At 34.6% G+C, this 17,903-nt stretch carries 14 protein-coding genes; 6 read left to right on the top strand and 8 right to left on the bottom strand.

All coding sequences use genetic code 11. The features are described 5' to 3' along the window. The first annotated feature begins 9 nt into the window (after positions 1–9). Positions 10–2,133 (top strand): heavy metal translocating P-type ATPase, encoded by a 2,124-nt coding sequence (locus tag LX80_RS11095; protein WP_111296431.1) that lies wholly within the window; start codon positions 10–12, stop codon positions 2,131–2,133. A gap of 7 nt (positions 2,134–2,140) precedes the next feature. Here the strand turns inward: LX80_RS11095 and LX80_RS11090 are convergent, their stop codons facing one another. After that, positions 2,141–3,097, bottom strand: a complete 957-nt coding sequence (locus LX80_RS11090; RefSeq protein ID WP_111296429.1) for an MBL fold metallo-hydrolase — start codon at positions 3,095–3,097, stop codon at positions 2,141–2,143. Between the two features lie 167 nt (positions 3,098–3,264). Between LX80_RS11090 and LX80_RS11085 the strand changes: the two genes are divergently transcribed. Next, entirely contained in the window at positions 3,265–5,172 is a 1,908-nt protein-coding gene (locus LX80_RS11085) for a RecQ family ATP-dependent DNA helicase (protein WP_111296427.1), read from the top strand. 14 nt (positions 5,173–5,186) lie between these two features. Here LX80_RS11085 and LX80_RS11080 read toward each other — a convergent pair whose 3' ends face one another. Continuing rightward, entirely contained in the window at positions 5,187–5,558 is a 372-nt protein-coding gene (locus tag LX80_RS11080) for a co-chaperone GroES (RefSeq protein ID WP_111296425.1), read from the bottom strand. Positions 5,559–5,752: 194 nt separating this feature from the next. Here LX80_RS11080 and LX80_RS11075 point away from each other — a divergent pair, with 194 nt between their 5' ends. Next, positions 5,753–6,451: a response regulator transcription factor gene (locus tag LX80_RS11075; protein WP_111296423.1), complete on the top strand. Its 699-nt coding sequence runs from the start codon at positions 5,753–5,755 to the stop codon at positions 6,449–6,451. A 100-nt stretch (positions 6,452–6,551) separates the two neighbouring features. On the opposite strand, the gene ruvB is transcribed toward LX80_RS11075, so the two are convergent. Then, entirely contained in the window at positions 6,552–7,586 is a 1,035-nt protein-coding gene (gene ruvB / locus LX80_RS11070) for a Holliday junction branch migration DNA helicase RuvB (RefSeq protein ID WP_111296421.1), read from the bottom strand. A gap of 99 nt (positions 7,587–7,685) precedes the next feature. Here ruvB and LX80_RS11065 point away from each other — a divergent pair, with 99 nt between their 5' ends. Next, positions 7,686–8,384, top strand: a complete 699-nt coding sequence (locus LX80_RS11065) for a type 1 glutamine amidotransferase (RefSeq protein WP_111296419.1) — start codon at positions 7,686–7,688, stop codon at positions 8,382–8,384. Between the two features lie 34 nt (positions 8,385–8,418). Here LX80_RS11065 and LX80_RS11060 read toward each other — a convergent pair whose 3' ends face one another. Together LX80_RS11060 and LX80_RS11055 are read right to left on the bottom strand one after the other, a co-directional pair. Continuing rightward, a complete protein-coding gene (locus LX80_RS11060) occupies positions 8,419–10,977 on the bottom strand; it encodes an ABC transporter permease (RefSeq protein WP_111296417.1) in 2,559 nt (852 codons plus the stop codon). 44 nt (positions 10,978–11,021) lie between these two features. Next, a complete protein-coding gene (locus tag LX80_RS11055) occupies positions 11,022–11,723 on the bottom strand; it encodes an ABC transporter ATP-binding protein (protein WP_111296414.1) in 702 nt (233 codons plus the stop codon). Positions 11,724–11,861: 138 nt separating this feature from the next. Here LX80_RS11055 and LX80_RS11050 point away from each other — a divergent pair, with 138 nt between their 5' ends. After that, positions 11,862–12,533, top strand: a complete 672-nt coding sequence (locus LX80_RS11050; RefSeq protein ID WP_211307751.1) for an arylesterase — start codon at positions 11,862–11,864, stop codon at positions 12,531–12,533. 13 nt (positions 12,534–12,546) lie between these two features. Here the strand turns inward: LX80_RS11050 and LX80_RS11045 are convergent, their stop codons facing one another. After that, positions 12,547–14,724 carry a DUF5916 domain-containing protein gene (locus tag LX80_RS11045; RefSeq protein WP_111296412.1) on the bottom strand — a complete coding sequence of 726 codons (2,178 nt, stop codon included), beginning with the start codon at positions 14,722–14,724 and terminating at the stop codon, positions 12,547–12,549. Between the two features lie 207 nt (positions 14,725–14,931). On the opposite strand from LX80_RS11045, the gene LX80_RS11040 reads away from it, so the two are divergent. Next, positions 14,932–16,026, top strand: coding sequence for a serine hydrolase domain-containing protein (locus tag LX80_RS11040; protein ID WP_111296410.1), 1,095 nt, complete (start codon positions 14,932–14,934; stop codon positions 16,024–16,026). Positions 16,027–16,048: 22 nt separating this feature from the next. Here LX80_RS11040 and LX80_RS11035 read toward each other — a convergent pair whose 3' ends face one another. Together LX80_RS11035 and LX80_RS11030 are read right to left on the bottom strand one after the other, a co-directional pair. Then, positions 16,049–16,816, bottom strand: a complete 768-nt coding sequence (locus LX80_RS11035; RefSeq protein WP_111296408.1) for a hypothetical protein — start codon at positions 16,814–16,816, stop codon at positions 16,049–16,051. Between the two features lie 377 nt (positions 16,817–17,193). Beyond that, positions 17,194–17,649, bottom strand: a complete 456-nt coding sequence (locus LX80_RS11030) for a DUF6799 domain-containing protein (protein ID WP_146250483.1) — start codon at positions 17,647–17,649, stop codon at positions 17,194–17,196. Between the last annotated feature and the right edge of the window lie 254 nt (positions 17,650–17,903).

Raw genomic sequence — 17,903 nt, 5'->3', positions numbered from 1 at the left:
TTTTGCAACATGGAAAATGTATCGTGGAAAGTAGAAGGAATGAGTTGTACCAACTGCGCCCTAACCATTCACAAATATTTAGAAGAGAAAGGAATGGATAATGTAAAAGTGAATTTTATAGGGGGCGAAGTAAACTTCGATTTAAAAGATACCTCTCAAAAAACCATTTTACTAAAGGGCATTGAAAGCTTGGGATACCATGTAAAAAACGAAAATACCGAGCCTGATTCTTCCTCTAAAAATTTTTTTAAGAAACTCACTTTTCGCAACAACGCACAGCGATTTATATTCTGTGCCATTTTTACCATTCCGTTAATGTTACACATGTTTGTACATATTCATTTTTTAATGAACCCATATGTACAATTAGTCCTTACCATTCCGGTGTATTGGGTAGGAATGCGTTTTTTTGGAAAAAGCGCCTTTAAAAGTTTAAAAGGGGGCATTCCTAACATGAATGTGTTAATTACACTGGGTGCCACTGCTGCTTTTATTTACAGCATTTATGGAATGATGATTAACAAAGCTGCTGATTATATGTTTTTTGAAACTACGGCAGCCATTATTACCCTGGTTTTTTTAGGCAATTGGCTTGAAGATAAATCCGTACAAAGCACACAAAAAACCATTAACAGCCTTGCTGTGAGCCAAAAAACGAAGGCTCACATGATTGCTTTTGATGACCAACACCAAGAACAAATTTTTGATGTAGAAAGTGAAACTTTAAGAGTAGGCGATTTGATATTAATTAAGAGCGGTGAACCGGTTCCAATGGATTGTAAAATTTTGTGGGGTGAAGCAAAAGTAAACGAAGCCATGCTTACCGGCGAATCAATACCGATATATAAATCGCAAAAAGATTTATTAATTGGTGGCAGCACTTTGGAAAGCGGCAGCGTAAAAGCACAAGTAACAGCAGTTGGAAAAGATACAGTGCTAAGTAATATATTACAATTAGTAAAAGAAGCACAGGCAGAAAAACCGCCCATTCAACAATTAGCAGATAGAATTAGTGCCATATTTGTTCCTACTGTAGTTAGCCTTGCTATACTAACTGTGATAGGCAACTATTTATTTACTTCCATTGGTTTTGGCAGCAGTTTATTACGCGGTATTGCAGTATTGGTTATTTCATGCCCCTGTGCCATGGGTTTAGCTACACCTGCAGCTATTGCTGTTGGATTGGGAAGAGCGGCAAGAAAAGGAATTCTATTTAAAAATGCCCGCAGCCTTGAGGTTTTCAGAAATATTCAGCAAGTTGTATTCGATAAAACAGGAACCCTTACTACCGGACATTTTTCAATTACTGATTATGTAACTACCATTGATACCGTTACCTTTCAAAGCATCGTTGTATCGCTGGAAAAATATGCAGCGCATCCTATTGCCAAAGCCATTGTAAAAGAATGGAAAGCAGAGAAACCCATGCAATTTGCTTCTATTGAGGAAATTAAAGGTTTAGGAATGCGAGCCATTGATAAGGAAGGCAATGAATACATGGCTGCGTCTTATAAAGCAGTCAGCCAATTAACTGCCGATAATACGCACAATGTTTACATCACAAAAAACAATGAATTAATTGGTTGGTTGAATGTGGATGACACATTACGCCCTGAAGCCATTGAAGTAATAAAACAATTACATAAAAATAATATTCAAACTATTTTATTAAGTGGCGACTCTAAAATTAAATGTGAGCGAGTAGCTGCACAAGCAGGTATTGATAGCGTTTATGCTGAGCAAACTCCTGAACAAAAATTACAAACCATTGCCCAACTTTCGGCCAAAGCTCCTACTGCCATGGTGGGTGATGGTATTAATGATGCTCCTGCTTTAGCAAAGGCTACTGTAGGCATTTCACTTAGTGATGCATCACATATTGCCATGCAAAGTGCACAAGTGGTTTTAATGAATCATGGACTTACACATTTGCCATTAGCATTAGGGTTGGGAAAACATACTTATAAAACCATTCGTGAAAATTTATTTTGGGCATTCTTTTACAATATCATTGCCATTCCTATTGCAGCCTTTGGTTACCTAAATCCGGCTTTAGGTGCATTAGCAATGGGTTTAAGTGATGTAGTTTTGGCTATAAACAGCATTCGCTTAAACTATAAAAAAGTTATTTAAAATTTTCCTACAAGTAGATAGGTTTAGCTTGCTGTGCCAATTGAAACTGCAAGTGCATATTATTTTGCATCAATTCCTTTTGAATAGTTGTTGCCACATTTTTTTCCGGCTTAATGTGTGTAATTATGATTTTAACTTTTTTCAATGCATCATTGCCGGTAAACCCTTGTAATACCTGCATTTCTCGTAATAGTAGTTTAGGAGTAAGATGTCCAAACAACTGCGTTTCAGGTTGTTGATTGGTATATGATACCTCAATGAAAATAGCTTTTAATTGTTGATTTTTTACCAAAGGTGCAACATATTGCCATAATTCTTTTAAATGTGAACTATGCTCAATGGTATCGGCACCGGTATCACCTAAATACAACACATAATTATTGGAATAACGAACCAGAAAAGCGGTACTTTGATAGTTGTTCCCATGGCTTAAAACAAAGGGAGTTACAAACATATTAGTTCCTGCTAAAGCTACTTCTTGTTGCGCCTGTAAATTTACATAATGGTATTTATTTAATAAAGGTGGTGATCCGGCATCACCAAAATTGGCCCAGCTTTGCCAAGTAAAGTAATTATTCTCTAAAACTTGTAAGCAATAAGGCATTGCATAAATATTTTTTTTACTGTCGTTAGGTGAATTAATAATTAAACCGGCAACGTGGTCTAAGTGGGCATGACTAATACAGTAACCTTTAATAGAATCTTGCAAAACCGCTGATACACTGGTATTTTGCCACACTTTTGTTTGAATTGCCTTTTCAATGCCGGAATATATAGTACCTGCATCTAAAGCAATATAGCCGGGTTGCCCTTTTACGCCTAATAAATAAGCCGAAAGGTTGCTCTCATTTAAACCGCCTTCCACTCCCAAAGGTATTACTTTGAATACTGTACTTTGAGCCATTAAGTTGTAACAACTCATTATAACAAACAATACAACAAGGCGATACCGTAATTTTTGCATAAATGATTTTTTTATTTCCTATCAACCATGCTGACACAAATTATTTAGTTTACATTTTGTGAACGAATCAGCACATAGAAAAATCAGGCTGTAAATTATTGGTTCTTACTTATTTTTATACAAATTTTTACAACTTACTTTTATCTTTTTACTAAATACCGGAAATCATGCACCAATCGCCCAAACAAATATTAAAACAGTATTGGGGATATGATGATTTCAGAGGATTGCAACTGCCTATTATTGAATCGGTGTTGGCAGGTAACGACACCTTGGCTTTGCTGCCTACCGGGGGTGGAAAATCCATTTGTTTTCAAGTACCAACGCTGATTAAAGGCGGTATGGCATTGGTTATTTCACCGCTCATTGCTTTAATGGCAGACCAAGTAATGCACTTACAAAACTTAGGCATTTCAGCCATTGCCATAGAAAGCAGTTTAAGTACTTTTGAAATTAAAGTAATATTAGAAAAAGCAATTGATGGTAAATTTTCTTTTTTATATGTTTCGCCGGAAAGATTACAAAGTCCACAGTTTTTAGATTATTTACCCGATATGCCATTATCACTGGTTGTAGTAGATGAAGCGCATTGCATTTCACAATGGGGTTATGATTTTAGGCCTTCTTATTTAAATATAGTTGAAATTAAAAATTACATCAATGCAGTACCGTTTATTGCCCTCACTGCTTCTGCAACTAGTATTGTACGAGATGACATTATTGAACAACTAGAACTAAAAAATCCGTCTATTTTTAGTCAATCGTTTTATCGTAAAGGTTTAAGCTATTCAGTCATTCCCACAAACAGTAAAATTAACACTACCATTGATATACTCAAACAAAATGATGGCAGTAGTTTGGTTTATTGCAGTACGCGTAAACAATGTCGCGAAGTGGCTCATCTATTGCAATTACAAGGACTAAATACCGATTTTTATCATGCAGGTTTAACAAAAGAGGAACGACAAAACAAGCAACAAGCTTGGATTCAAAACAAAATACGCATAATGGTTTGCACCAATGCCTTTGGCATGGGTATTAATAAAACAGATGTTCGCAATGTAATTCATTATAATATTCCGGATTGTATAGAAAATTATTACCAGGAAGCAGGACGAGTTGGTCGCGATAACAATGGCGGTAATGCAGTATTATTATATCAGCCAGGCGACTTGGACCAATTACAACTACTGCCCGAAAAAAAATTTCCTTCCATTAATACTATTCGCACGGTATATCAAGCCATTGCAGATTATTTGCAGTTACCCGTAGGTGTTGGCCAAGGTAATTATTATGAATTTAATGTAGAAACGTTTTTACAACATTTTAAGTTAAATGCAGTAACTGTAATGAATGTGCTAAAAGTATTAGAGCAAGAAGGTCATTTGTCGTTCACAGAGGCTGTATTTGCACCTTCGCAAGTAATGTTTTTAGTAGATAAAGATGTGTTATTTGAATTTCAAAAGAACCTTCCCGCCTTTGAAGCCATTACTCAAACATTATTAAGAACCTATCAAGGAATCTTGAATAATTATGTTACTATTTATGAAAGACAAGTTGCCAAAAATGCAAGAATAAGTTTTGATACTGCCCGCGAACAACTAGAAAAATTAAATCAGTTAAAAATAATTTCTTATAAACCCCAAAAAGAAACCCCACAAATTTATTGGCTACTGAATCGGGCACCTGCAGCTAGTTTAACCATAAACTTTGAACAATATTTTGCACGAAAAAAAAATTATGAAGAACGTATTGCTGCCATGTTAAATTATACAATCAATACCACAGAGTGTCGCAGCCGGTTAATTGGCAGCTATTTTTCAGATAAACAAACACAACGTTGTGGCATTTGCGATAATTGCTTAAAAAATCAAAAAACAATTTTCAATGCAAATGATTACAAAAAAATTCAAACAGTAATTTTAAATTCAATTCCTGCAAATGGAATTGAATTAAGCAACATAATTCAACTTTTTACAAGTATAGAGCAAACAGTGGTACATGAGGTGATTCAACAATTAATTGAAGCAAAAAAAATTCACATGAATAACCTTCAAAAGATTTACAAGTTTTAATGGTGTGATGTTTTTTACAAATCTTCTTCCCTTTCTAACATTAAAATGGCATTTTGAGGAACAATAAAATATTTCTCACCTTCATACAACAATTCTGTTGCCCCACTCAGTAAAAACAAGGCAAGATCGCCTTCTTTAGCTTGCAAAGGAATATATTTCACTTGTTCTTCCTCCGTTTTCCAAGGTTCATTTTCAACCGGAAGAGGAATAGCATATCCGGGTCCTGTTTTAATGATATAGCCTTGTTGAACTTTTTCCTTTTCCTGAACCCCGGGAGGTAAATAAAGCCCACTTGAAGTTTGCTCATTGGGCTTGGAAGGTTTAATTAAAACCCTGTCGCCAATAATAATCAGTTTCTTCAATTTATTATCCTGTGTAATCATCATAGGCTCAGTTTTCTAATCTTAACAAGCTAAAATGGTAACAGTTGGGTTGATTTGAAAATTGTTATTTTAAAAACGCAAAATTAGTAATATCTTTAAAGGAAAATAAACGTTTTTTAACAAAAGATTGCGCCTCCGTTAGCATGAATTATTACTAATATGAAGTTTATTTGATAAACATAAAAACAAGCACGGCTATGGAAGAAAAAAAGAAATACAAAATTTTGCTTTGTGAAGATGATACCAACTTAGGAATGGTATTAAAAAATTATTTAGAGCTGAATGACTATGATGTAGTGTTGGAAAGAGATGGACGCCTGGGTTTAGCCGCCTTTCAGCGAGAGAAATTTGATATTTGTTTATTAGATGTTATGATGCCAAATGTAGATGGTTTTACTTTGGCAGAAGAAATTAGAGACGTTGATCCGGATATTCCTTTGTTCTTTTTAAGCGCAAAAACCATGAAAGAAGATGTTGTGCAGGGATACCGATTAGGGGCAGATGATTATATTACCAAGCCATTTGACAGTGAAGTACTTTTACTGAAAATTAAAGCCATTTTAAAGCGCAATGAAGAGGAAAATCGTATAAATGATAACGTGGAATTTGATTTAGGTACTTACCACTTCAATCCTAAATTAAGAGAGCTTTCCCACAATGGTCAAACTCACACACTTTCCCCTAAAGAAAATGAGTTATTAAAAATGTTGGCCGAACATAAAAATGATCTTCTACCCCGCGAAAGAGCATTGAAAAAAATTTGGGGCAGTGATACCTATTTCAATGGCAGAAGTATGGATGTTTATATTGCTAAATTGCGTAAATATTTGAAAGACGATACCAATATTGAAATAGTAAATATTCACGGCAACGGTTTCCGATTAGTTGCTCCATAAATTAAATAAATGCTTTAAAATAAAAAATGAGGCTGTTCAAATTGCAGCCTCATTTTTTTATTTAGTAAGTGCGCTAAAAGGGTGTTTTTATTAAAGATTGTTATTCATTAAATAAATCTGGTTGTTTCCCTTTAGGCCTATGTTTACCCAAATGTTGGTAAGCTTTGGCAGTAACTTCCCTACCCCTTGGGGTGCGCTGTAAGAAACCTTCTTGAATTAAAAAAGGTTCATATACTTCTTCAATAGTTCCTGCTTCTTCACCCACTGCGGTAGCAATGGTAGTAATACCTACAGGCCCTCCTTTAAATTTTTCAATAATGGTAAGCAAAATGCGATTATCCATTTCATCCAAACCAAACTCATCCACATTCAAAGCTTTTAAAGCATGTTGGGTAATCCCTATATCGATTTTACCATCATTCAATACTTGTGCAAAATCGCGAACCCGACGCAATAAACCATTGGCAATACGCGGCGTTCCCCTGCTTCTTCGGGCAATTTCAAAAGCTGCTTCTTCAGTAATGGGCACATTTAAAATAATGGCACTTCGTTTAATAATTTTTTGAAGCGTAGTTGCAGGATAATATTCCAAGCGAGACTTGATTCCAAACCTCGATAAAAGCGGGGCTGTAAGTAAGCCACTTCGTGTTGTTGCCCCCACTAATGTAAAAGGATTAATGTTAAGTTGAATACTTCTGGCATTGGGCCCGCTATCAATCATGATATCAATCCTAAAATCCTCCATAGCAGCATACAAATATTCTTCTACAACCGTACTTAAGCGATGGATTTCATCAATAAATAAAACGTCATTGGGCTCTAAATTGGTAAGCAAACCTGCCAAGTCGCCCGGTTTTTCAATTACAGGACCACTGGTTTCTTTAATATTTACCCCTAATTCGTTGGCAATAATTCTGCTTAAAGTTGTTTTCCCTAAACCGGGTGGGCCATGAAACAAAATATGATCAAGTGCTTCTCCTCGAATTTTTGCAGCTTTTATAAAAATAATCAGGTTTTCAACCAATTGTGGCTGACCGGAAAAATCGTCTAATTCTTTTGGCCGAATCGTATTTTCAAATTCTTTATCAGCCAAGTTCATTTGTTCTTTATTACTATTTAAATTAGGATTTGCCATTGTGTACTCAATGTAATAATTTTAGCAACATTAACTGCTTTCCCATTTAGTCAGCGCAGTGCTATATTTTGGTAAAACTACAAAAACAATAGCAACAAAATGATGCGGGTACATTTTATACAACATGTTCCATTTGAAAACCCCGGAACCCTTTTGCAATGGGTAAAGAAGAAGGAATATCAAATACACGTTACACGTGTATTTAATGATGAACCTTTTCCTGCTGCTAACTCATACGATTTATTGATCATTATGGGCGGACCTATGGGTGTACATCAGGAAAAGAAATTTAAATGGATGACAGCTGAAAAAAATTGTATTGAAGAAGCTATTCGCGAAAAAAAATGGGTTTTAGGCATTTGTTTAGGCGCTCAACTAATTGCCAGTGTTTTAGGTGCGGGGGTTTTTGCACATGTTGAACAAGAAATTGGTTGGTGGCCTATTTATGCTTCAACAAACCATCCACTTTCTAACCTATTGCCACCCAATTTCCATGCTTTCCATTGGCATGGCGATACTTTCGACCTACCGCATATGGCCCAACAACTATTCTATTCTAATGCTTGCTCACAACAGGGTTTTATATACAACAACCATGTATTGGCCCTACAATTTCATCCGGAAATTGAAATGCATTTGCTTTTACAAATGTTACAACATGGCAAACACGAATTAACCAATACTGGCTATGTTCAAAGTGAACATTTAATTATTAAGCAAACTGAAAAATTTCTTCCGACACAATTCCCTTTTTTACAAGAATTAATGGATAGATTTTTAATATCGGCAGAGCAATAGTTCAAAATTTCAATTTAGAAAATTTTATTACAACTCATAGCACATCATTTCGTAATACAGCGAGTGGCGATTGCTTTAAAATACCCCTAGTATTCAGCAAACCAATGGCAACTGTGACAAAACAAATAATAAGTATCAATAAAGCAAGCGGGAAAAATTGAATAGTAAAATTGGTTTCAAAAATATAAACAGCAAGTAACCACGTAGCAATTACGCCTAAAATAATTCCTGTTAAAGCAGCTAAAAATCCTAAGAAAAAATATTCTAAAGCATTGATGAAAAAAATTTGTTTGCTCGATGCACCTAAAGTTCTTAACAACACCACTTCACGAATACGCTGATATTTGCTTATATAAACAGAGGCTACAAATACAATTATACCCGTACAAATACTTAAACCTGCCATGAACTGAATAACAAAAGCAATTTTATGCAATAAACTATCTAATATCTGCAAAACCATGGCCAAATCGATTATTGAAACATTGGGAAATTGATTCAAAACTTTTTGCTGAAATAAAGCAGATTGATGTTTGTTTTGAATGTGTGTAAGCAACACCCAAAATTGCGGTGCACTTTCCAATACATGATTGGGAAACACCACTAAAAAATTGGTTTGTAAATTTCCCCAATCAACTTTTCTAAAACTACCAACAATAGTGGGCACCAATAAACCCTGTACATTAAAAGTTAGTGTATCACCAAGCTTCACACCATTTCTTTTGGCATAATTTCCTTCCATTGATATATGCGGCAACCCAGTACCGTTATATGTACCTTCCCATTTGCCACTTTCAATTTTTTCTGTATTGGTAAGTGTATCACGATAAGTTACTCGATATTCTCTTCTGAATAACCATTTGGAAACTTGTTGATTAGTATCACTTAACGCACGATTGGCACTTAAACCATTTAATGCCGAAATACGCACATTTACAATCGGTACCCAATTATTATAAGGTACATTTACTTGTTTAGCCAAACTATCAATGCCTGATTTTTGATCTTGTTGAACATCAAAAAGAACCATATTTGGCTGGTTGGTTGCAGCAGTTATTTGCATTCGATGCAACAATACTGTTTGCAATAACATTAAAATACTAATGAAAGCAGTTCCCAACCCAATACTTATCATTAATAAAGTAGTTTGATTGTTAGGTCTATACAAATTAGCAAGTGCTTGCCGAACAACATAACTACTATTGGTTGGGAAAAATCGGCGCACAAAAAAACGTAATAATCGGGCAACCCAACTCAATAACAACAAAGCAACACCAATCCCAATAGTAAACTGTACAGCTTGTACAGTATTTTTCATTTGTATATGCGCAAATGCCCATATAAACAAAGCAATTAAAACATAAATAATTGAATTTGCTGAACCACTTTGTTTAGTCTTTGCTTCAAAATCCATACGCACAGCCAATAAAGGACTAATTTTTCTAATAGCCATAAGCGGTAAAAAGGTGAAAAGAATGGCCATTATTAAACCTATTACAATACCCTGTCCTACTGCTTTCCAAGACACCGCAGTTGAAACATTTACAGGTAGAAAATTTTTTAAAACAGCAGGTAGCAATTGTTGTATGCCAATACCTAGTAATCCACCTAATATTGCACCTAACAAAGCTGCCATCATAATTTGAATAAAATAAATGGCAAATGCCTGATAAGATGTAACACCTAAGCATCTCAACACTGCAATACTGTTTACTTTTTCTTTAATATATACATTTACGGCGCTTGCAACGCCCATACAACCTAATATCAATGCAATAAAACCCACTAATGATAAAAAACGAGTTAAATCGGCAAAATATCGGCTGGTACTTTCTTTTTGTGTTGCTACTGAATCAATATTAGCGTCATTCTTTTCAAAAAAATCACGATGTTTTTTTACCCACTCATCAATAGTTTGCTTTTGAATAGGATTAAAATAATATTGGTAACTAACGCGACTGCCTTTCTGTAATAATCCGGTTTCTGATAAATAGGAAAGTGGAATGTAAACTACCGGTGCAATAGTTGTAACAAAACCTGTTTGCCCGGGAGCATTCAATAGTTTTCCGGCAATTACAAAGTTTAAATTACCAACTTGAATGGTATCGCCAACATTGGCATTGTATTGCAGCATTAAAGTTGCATCAACCAAAGCAGCCTGTTGGCTACGAAAACTTATTGCTGCATTTAAAGGATCAGTTTCCAACGAACCATAAAAAGGATAATTGCCTTGTAAAGCCTTTACCTGCACAAGCCGGCTTCCACCATTCTTTTTAAATACCACCATTGATGCAAAACTGCGCTGTTCGGCGTGTTGGCTTTCATTATTTAATGAATCAATGATATGCTGTACAGCTTTGTTTGGAGGTTGATTGGTAGTTATTCTAATATCTGCGCCCAACAGTTCAGCAGCTTGTGTATTTATGGCAGTGTTCAAATTATTGCTTAAAGAATAAATGGCAACCAATGCGGCAATTCCGGTAATAACAGATAGGACAAATAAAAAAAGCCTGCTTCGGCTACGTCTGCTATCTCGCCAAGCCATCTTAAACAACCATCCTACTGATACTTTATTTTTGAAACTCGTTTCCATTCAAAAAAGATATTGCGTAATTGTATTGAGAATAAAAAGCTTTACTAAGCATGATTATTCAATGATACTGCCATAGAATCTTGTTCAATTTTACCGCCTTTCAAACGAATAATACGTTGTGTTTTTGCGGCTAATTCAACATCATGTGTTACCAAAACCAATGTGGTGCCGGCTGCTCTGTTCAAATCAAAAATTAAATGCACTATTATTTCACTGGTTTCAGCATCTAAATTACCCGTTGGCTCATCCGCAAATAATAATGCGGGTTTATTGGCAAAAGCTCGAGCAATGGCAATGCGTTGCTGCTCGCCACCGCTTAATTGTGCAGGATAGTGATGATGCCTGTTTGCCAGTCCTACTTTTTCTAACAACTCCATTGCGTTAGTTTTGGCATGCTTCTCACCTCTCAACTCAAGTGGAACCATCACATTTTCTAAAGCGGTAAGTGTAGGCATTAATTGGAAGTTTTGAAAAATAAATCCAACGTATTTATTTCGAATAGCAGCCAATCCATCTTCACTTAATTGTTCTATTGATTGGCCATTTAGCCATATTTTTCCATTGGTAGGTTTATCTAATCCTGCACACAAACCCAATAACGTTGTTTTACCACTACCCGAAGGCCCCACAATAGCTAATGTTGTTCCGGCTTCTACCGAGAAATTAATATTTTCCAAAACAGAAAGTTCTTTTCCACCACTGGTATATATTTTATTTACCTGTTGAAGTTGCAATATATCTCCCATAATTTTTGTTTAAATTGCTTATGAATACTGCACAAACCGAATGTTATCTGAAATTGTAAATAAATAATAAGGCATCAACATAAAATTAAATCATTTCAAGTGTATCTTTTCATCAGTAACCTTACAAACAGCAACTTTATGAAAATAATGGGCTTTTATATAGCAATGTGTGTTATACTGTTTACCGTAGCTTGTAATAATTCAACAAAATCTCACCAAAATGAAATAAATACAAACAGTATTCAATCCATAAAAGATTCAAGTAAAACAATTGTATTTTTTGGAAATAGCTTAACTGCAGGATATGGTTTAGACCCTGAGCAAGCATTCCCGGCTATTATTCAACAAAAGATAGATAGTTTACATTTAAACTGGCAAATTGTTAATGCAGGAGTTAGTGGCGAAACTACTACAGCCGGATTGGCTAGAATAGATTGGATACTTCAAAAACCACTTAACATATTTGTGTTAGAGTTAGGTGGCAATGATGGTTTAAGAGGAATACCACTTGACGTTACGGAACAAAATTTGCAGGCTATAATTGATAAGGTAAAAGCAAAATATCCTTCTGCAAATATTGTTTTGGCCGGCATGCAATTGCCACCCAACTTAGGCATAAAGTACACGAAAGGTTTTGCAACAATTTATCCCAAACTTGCACAAAAAAATAATATTATGCTCATACCATTCTTATTAGAAGGAGTGGGTGGTAATCCTAATTTCAATCAACCGGATGGCATTCATCCTAATGCAGCAGGGGCAAAAATTGTGGCAGACAATGTTTGGAAAATCATTCATCCATTACTATAAAGAAATCAAATTATCAAAGATTCCACCAGTAATTAAACTTTAACACCAGTTCTCTATTCTTAACCATAAATGGAGCAGGAAAATAATTATCGGTGTAAACCAAAAACAAGTCTGATGCAGGTTTATAGCGCCATTGCAATCTGCTGTTGATATTCAAATTGTTTAATTGATTATTGTATTGAACGTAAGTAGTAAAGTAAAAATTCTTAGTAAAAGTTAAATCAATACGAGGACCAACCAAATAAAAAGGGGTATTGCCCCATGGTGCAGGCAGCTGCAAATAGTTGTAGCTGAAATTCATATTAATGTTTACAAAGGGCTGAAACCGATAACCAATGGTTGAATAAATAGCCAAATGTTTACCATTTGCATAATAGCCCCCATATCGAAATGAGCATGAATAAGTAAACAATTGTTGAGGTTGTGAATTTATATCAAATCCAACGGTATTCCATTGATGTAAAGAGCCTGTAATCAAAGAATCTTTACCAGTATTAGTGGGATCAAAGGGTTGTAACAGTTGCACATAATCATGCGCGGCATAAAAATCAACACTAAATTTATTTCGAAAGGTTATTAAATAAAGAAATGTATTTTCATAATCTGTTTTTTGCCACTGCGTATTAAAGTAATACGAAAAATTAAATTGTGGCCCATGGCTTAAAATGGGTCCGCCATTAGGAAAAAAATATCGAATAATCTGGGGATTAAAACGTATGTAATTCGATCTTGGCACATAGCCGGTTTCAGCTGAATAATTTTTTCCAACATATTCATAAGCCCCAATAATATTCCACTTACGACTGTTATAGTTAATGTTAGCTGCCTGAGCCCAGTCCTTTCCTGATACGTCAGGACTAAAGGATTTTAGTAATAACATTTTTCCGGTCCAAACATTATTAGGTGAAGCCAAATTGTATTGCAAGCCTAAATTTCGATTGAAAGAAGAATAAATTGGTTTAGTACTATCTTTTCCGGGGTGATAATTAAGCGCTGTTTTATCAACGTAAATGAATCCAATACTGGAACGCTGAAATACGCGTCGTTGTAAAGCTAAAACTGAAAAATTTTGGTTAGGCAAGTAACTGCTTGTCATTTGTTGTGTTTCCATATCCATGGCTCCGATACGCCAATCTTTATTCAGTTTTCCACTTAATCGAACACCGGCATTAATGGGTGCATCTAAGCCAATTCTTCTGGAGAAAAATGGCTGAATATTCGTAATACCGAAATCACCAAACAAATCATTATTCTCTAAAAAGAATTGTCTTTTTTCAGGATAGAACAATTCAAACCTACTTAAATTGGTTACTTGCTGATCTACTTCAACCTGCGAAAAATCGGGATGAAGGGTGAAATCCAAATTCAATGCTGGAGTTACAGATATTTTAGCATCCAAACCAACTCGCTGGTTAAGACTGCCGTTAGTGTTATTAGTATAGTCTTTTTGCCAATTGGTTAATACATAAGGAATCAAAGAAATGTTTTTCTTATACAATGGTGGGGCTGAGTCCAAAACTAATGTTCCTGTGTAAGCCAATGCTGCAGTTGGAAATTGTCGGGGAATGGGTATCCAACTGGACTTTTCGGCTGTTTTTAAATCATTTCTGCTAAAATTAATGCCCCACTCTTTAATTCCGTTTTTGTATCGAATACTTTTAAAAGGAATAGCAGCTTCAAAAATCCAATAGTTATCATAATGTTTTACAACGGACAGCCATTTGTTATCCCAATTTAAATCTACTTTTCCACCTTCATACATGGCACCATCCCATTCAGCACCTGCTGCATTGGCCCCAAAACTGAAACCATTAGTTTGATCATCAAATGGGTCTAAAAAGAAAATAAAATTATCATTTTTCAAAAAATTAAAATCGCGGTGTAATGACTCAACCATCATGTCGCTTTTTGTTGTATTATAGCAAATGGCCAGCATATAAATATTGTGGTTATCGTATAACATACGAACCTCAGTTTTAACTTTTGCCAAACTGGTATCCATAGGTAACACCATAAAAAAGTGATTGGCTACAGGTGCTTTTTGCCAAATGGCTTCATCCATTTTACCATCAATTTTAATAGGGGTATGTATTTTATGCATTACATATTGAAATGATGCATTCTTTTTTTGAGCAGAAGAATCATTTATAAAAATAATAAATAATATTACAAAGAAACAATATTTCATCATGGCAGTAGCAATGGCGCAGTACCGAAGTTATGTTCTACACTTAAAAAATGGTGGATATAAAGAGAAAATAGAACGTTATTTGATATCGGTCAATTACAATTATTAACCATTTAAACCATTTAGCTTGCTAATACAAATGATGTATTTACTATCACAGTTTAAACTTATTAAGTACATTACAGTCGAAACATGCCAATTCTGCAGTATATGAAAATAAAATTAACTTTTGTAAGTTTAGTTGCGTTAATGGTATTCTATTCCTGTAATAAAAAAACGGTAACGGCCAATCCTGCTGGCATTGCAGATACCTTATATTTCCCTCCACAAAATACCACTGCATGGGAAACTGTTCCTGTTGCCAATTTAGGATGGGATGCACAAGCTTTAAATGGATTAGTGCCCTATTTAAAAAGTAAAAACACAAAAGCATTCATTATTTTAAAAAATGGGAAAATTGCGTTTGAACAATACTTTGATAATTTTACTACAGACAGCATTTGGTATTGGGCTTCTGCGGGTAAAACCATGACGGCTTTTTTGGTAGGCATTGCACAACAAGAAGGGTTATTGAATATTAATGATGTTTCCTCGAAATACTTGGGCACAGGGTGGACATCAGCACCACCGGATAAAGAAAATAAAATAACCATCCGCCACCAACTTACCATGACCACGGGCTTAGATGATGGTGTACCCGATAATGATTGTACACTTCCATCGTGCTTAATTTATAAAGCAGATGCCGGTACTCGATGGGCTTATCATACGGGTGCATATACTCTTTTAGATCAGGTAATTGCAAATGCATCGGGTATGTCTTTCAACAATTATTTTCAACAAAAAATCCGGAACCCAATCGGCATGACCGGAACATGGATAAAAATTCCTAATTCAAACAATGTGTATTACAGCAATGCACGTAGTATGGCAAGATTTGGCTTATTATTGTTGAACAAGGGCAAATGGGGAACATTGCCGATTTTAAGTGATTCAATTTATTTCCAACAGCAAGTAAATACCTCACAAAATTTAAACTTAAGTTATGGTTATTTAACTTGGCTAAATGGAAAAAGCAGTTGCATGATACCTAAACTACAAACAGTATTTCAACAAGCACTTATACCCAATGCACCTGCTGATATGTATGCAGCATTAGGCAAAAATGATCAAAAAATATACGTAGTACCTTCCCAAAAATTAGTGGTAATAAGAATGGGCAATGCTGCAGATAGCTCTCAACTTTCTGTTACAAATTTTGATAATGAATTATGGGGAAAAGTGAAAGGGATTATGCATTTATAAAATGGACAAAGAGTTGAATTCATTATTTAAAAAAACGATAGTTTACTGAAATAGACCAATAAAAATAATTACTCAAATTTTCTTTTATTGTTACTCCATCTAATGTAATTGATGAAGGATTTAGTGGAAAAGCAATTTGAGGATTTAGGGAAATAGTGAAATGGGGTAAATCGTAGATAATGGGCATAGATACCCCTACATTCAGCAATTGAAAGGCAGAAGCACTCTGTACCATAATAGATGTGGGGATTGATGAACTATTTCCAGAACCTGAACCTTGGCCATTTCCACCTTGTCCATTACCTGAACTGTTTGTATCTCTTTTATTACTGTACCTGCGAGTTGTATAGTAGGCATTATAATAATTTTGTGTACCTGCATTTAATTGAAGGGTCGGACTAATGCTAAGCTCGTTTTGCAGCAAATAAAAATCATGACTCAACTCAGTGCTTATGAAAAAATCAGGTTGTGATGCAAAACTCAACATCCCATCTACATACCAATTCAGTGCATTGCCGAAATGATGTCCTAAATAAGCATTTCCGTAGCCTGAAAGCTCAGACTCTACATTATAACTTTGATCATTAAAAAAATATTTCGTTATTAAAGCTCCTGCAAACCAATTATTGAACTTTGTATGATAACCTAATGATAATGTATATAAATCAATCCGCTGTTGCTCAGAACTAGTTAAATATGAAAATGATGCAGATGCAAAAAGTCCTGATTTATTATAATAAGTGAAAGATGGTGAAAAATAAGGTACTGCAACTGAATCTCTTCTTCCCATAAAACAATATCGCTTATATAATTTATACCCGCTTCAACATATGAATATTTTTGTTCTTTTTTAATAGAAATCTGCGAGGAATCGTAAGGGTTGTTTTCTTGACCATTTACTGTATTAAAAACAACTATTAAAAAAATTGTATAATATATGTATAAGCGTATTCGCATATTATTAGAATTGAATTATTACAATTAGGTAATTGTATTTTATTGGAATGATGGCTAAAAAATGTATGATTAAAACAGCGCAAGCAAATGGATTAATTTAATTGTAATAATGCCCCCAGAAATATATTACAATTCACTATTCACCATTTTGCATTGCGCTGAATAAATTTCAGATCAGAGTGAATGCAAATAGTATATCAATTAATTCATCTATTTATTACCATTCATACCTTGCCTATTAGCAGTTGGCTTTGCAGGATTATTCTTACGCATATTCATATTGCGATAGCGTTCCATTTCTTTATTCGTCATCATCTTTCTTTGGTTAAATCTGTTTTGATTAAGATATCTATTTCCATCCATGTCCAAACATTCGCCATTGCGTAATTGATACTTTTCCTGATTAGCCAATTGATACATACCATTGGGCTCGATGGTTGCGCCATTTTTCAATCGTAATTGTTCCCTTAACTGAACCATTTCTCCATTTTTTACCTGATACATTTTACCATCCTTCATCATCAAATGATCTTCAGAATGAATGCGATCTCTTTTTTGAGTTTGATCTTTTAATTGATCTTGGGTTCTGTCTTGTGTTTGAGTCTGGGTTCTTGCGGTACCAACTATCATTAATACCGATAAGATGAATAAAAACATTCTTTTCATAAAATTTTATTTAAAGTGATTAAAAATTGATAAAATGAAGCTACAACGTACATTGTACCTTTCAAATGATTTAAATCATAGTTTACATCAATTAATCTACAAATCCATGAAGAATGTTTTATTCAATTATGAATAAAGCAATTACAAATATTTTTTTAATCAAACTATATTTAACTACAAGCTAATTGTTTAAATGATAGAAAATTGAGTAGTGTGTTAAAATCAAATATTTAAAAGAATCAGAACTTCTATTG

It is taken from the genome of Hydrotalea sandarakina, from assembly GCF_003254115.1.
Classification (GTDB): Bacteria; Bacteroidota; Bacteroidia; order Chitinophagales; family Chitinophagaceae; genus Hydrotalea; species Hydrotalea sandarakina.
Note: the sequence above shows the minus strand (reverse complement) of the source record. Positions and strands in the feature narration are given on the sequence as shown.

What these genes read in the sequence shown, in the direction of transcription:
- LX80_RS11095 (WP_111296431.1), top strand. Translation starts at nt 10, where the DNA reads ATGGAAAATGTATCGTGGAAAGTAGAAGGAATGAGTTGTACCAACTGC.
- LX80_RS11090 (WP_111296429.1), bottom strand. Translation starts at nt 3,097, where the DNA reads ATGCAAAAATTACGGTATCGCCTTGTTGTATTGTTTGTTATAATGAGT.
- LX80_RS11085 (WP_111296427.1), top strand. Translation starts at nt 3,265, where the DNA reads ATGCACCAATCGCCCAAACAAATATTAAAACAGTATTGGGGATATGAT.
- LX80_RS11080 (WP_111296425.1), bottom strand. Translation starts at nt 5,558, where the DNA reads ATGATGATTACACAGGATAATAAATTGAAGAAACTGATTATTATTGGC.
- LX80_RS11075 (WP_111296423.1), top strand. Translation starts at nt 5,753, where the DNA reads ATGGAAGAAAAAAAGAAATACAAAATTTTGCTTTGTGAAGATGATACC.
- ruvB (WP_111296421.1), bottom strand. Translation starts at nt 7,586, where the DNA reads ATGGCAAATCCTAATTTAAATAGTAATAAAGAACAAATGAACTTGGCT.
- LX80_RS11065 (WP_111296419.1), top strand. Translation starts at nt 7,686, where the DNA reads ATGATGCGGGTACATTTTATACAACATGTTCCATTTGAAAACCCCGGA.
- LX80_RS11060 (WP_111296417.1), bottom strand. Translation starts at nt 10,977, where the DNA reads ATGGAAACGAGTTTCAAAAATAAAGTATCAGTAGGATGGTTGTTTAAG.
- LX80_RS11055 (WP_111296414.1), bottom strand. Translation starts at nt 11,723, where the DNA reads ATGGGAGATATATTGCAACTTCAACAGGTAAATAAAATATATACCAGT.
- LX80_RS11050 (WP_211307751.1), top strand. Translation starts at nt 11,862, where the DNA reads ATGAAAATAATGGGCTTTTATATAGCAATGTGTGTTATACTGTTTACC.
- LX80_RS11045 (WP_111296412.1), bottom strand. Translation starts at nt 14,724, where the DNA reads ATGATGAAATATTGTTTCTTTGTAATATTATTTATTATTTTTATAAAT.
- LX80_RS11040 (WP_111296410.1), top strand. Translation starts at nt 14,932, where the DNA reads ATGAAAATAAAATTAACTTTTGTAAGTTTAGTTGCGTTAATGGTATTC.
- LX80_RS11035 (WP_111296408.1), bottom strand. Translation starts at nt 16,816, where the DNA reads ATGGGAAGAAGAGATTCAGTTGCAGTACCTTATTTTTCACCATCTTTC.
- LX80_RS11030 (WP_146250483.1), bottom strand. Translation starts at nt 17,649, where the DNA reads ATGAAAAGAATGTTTTTATTCATCTTATCGGTATTAATGATAGTTGGT.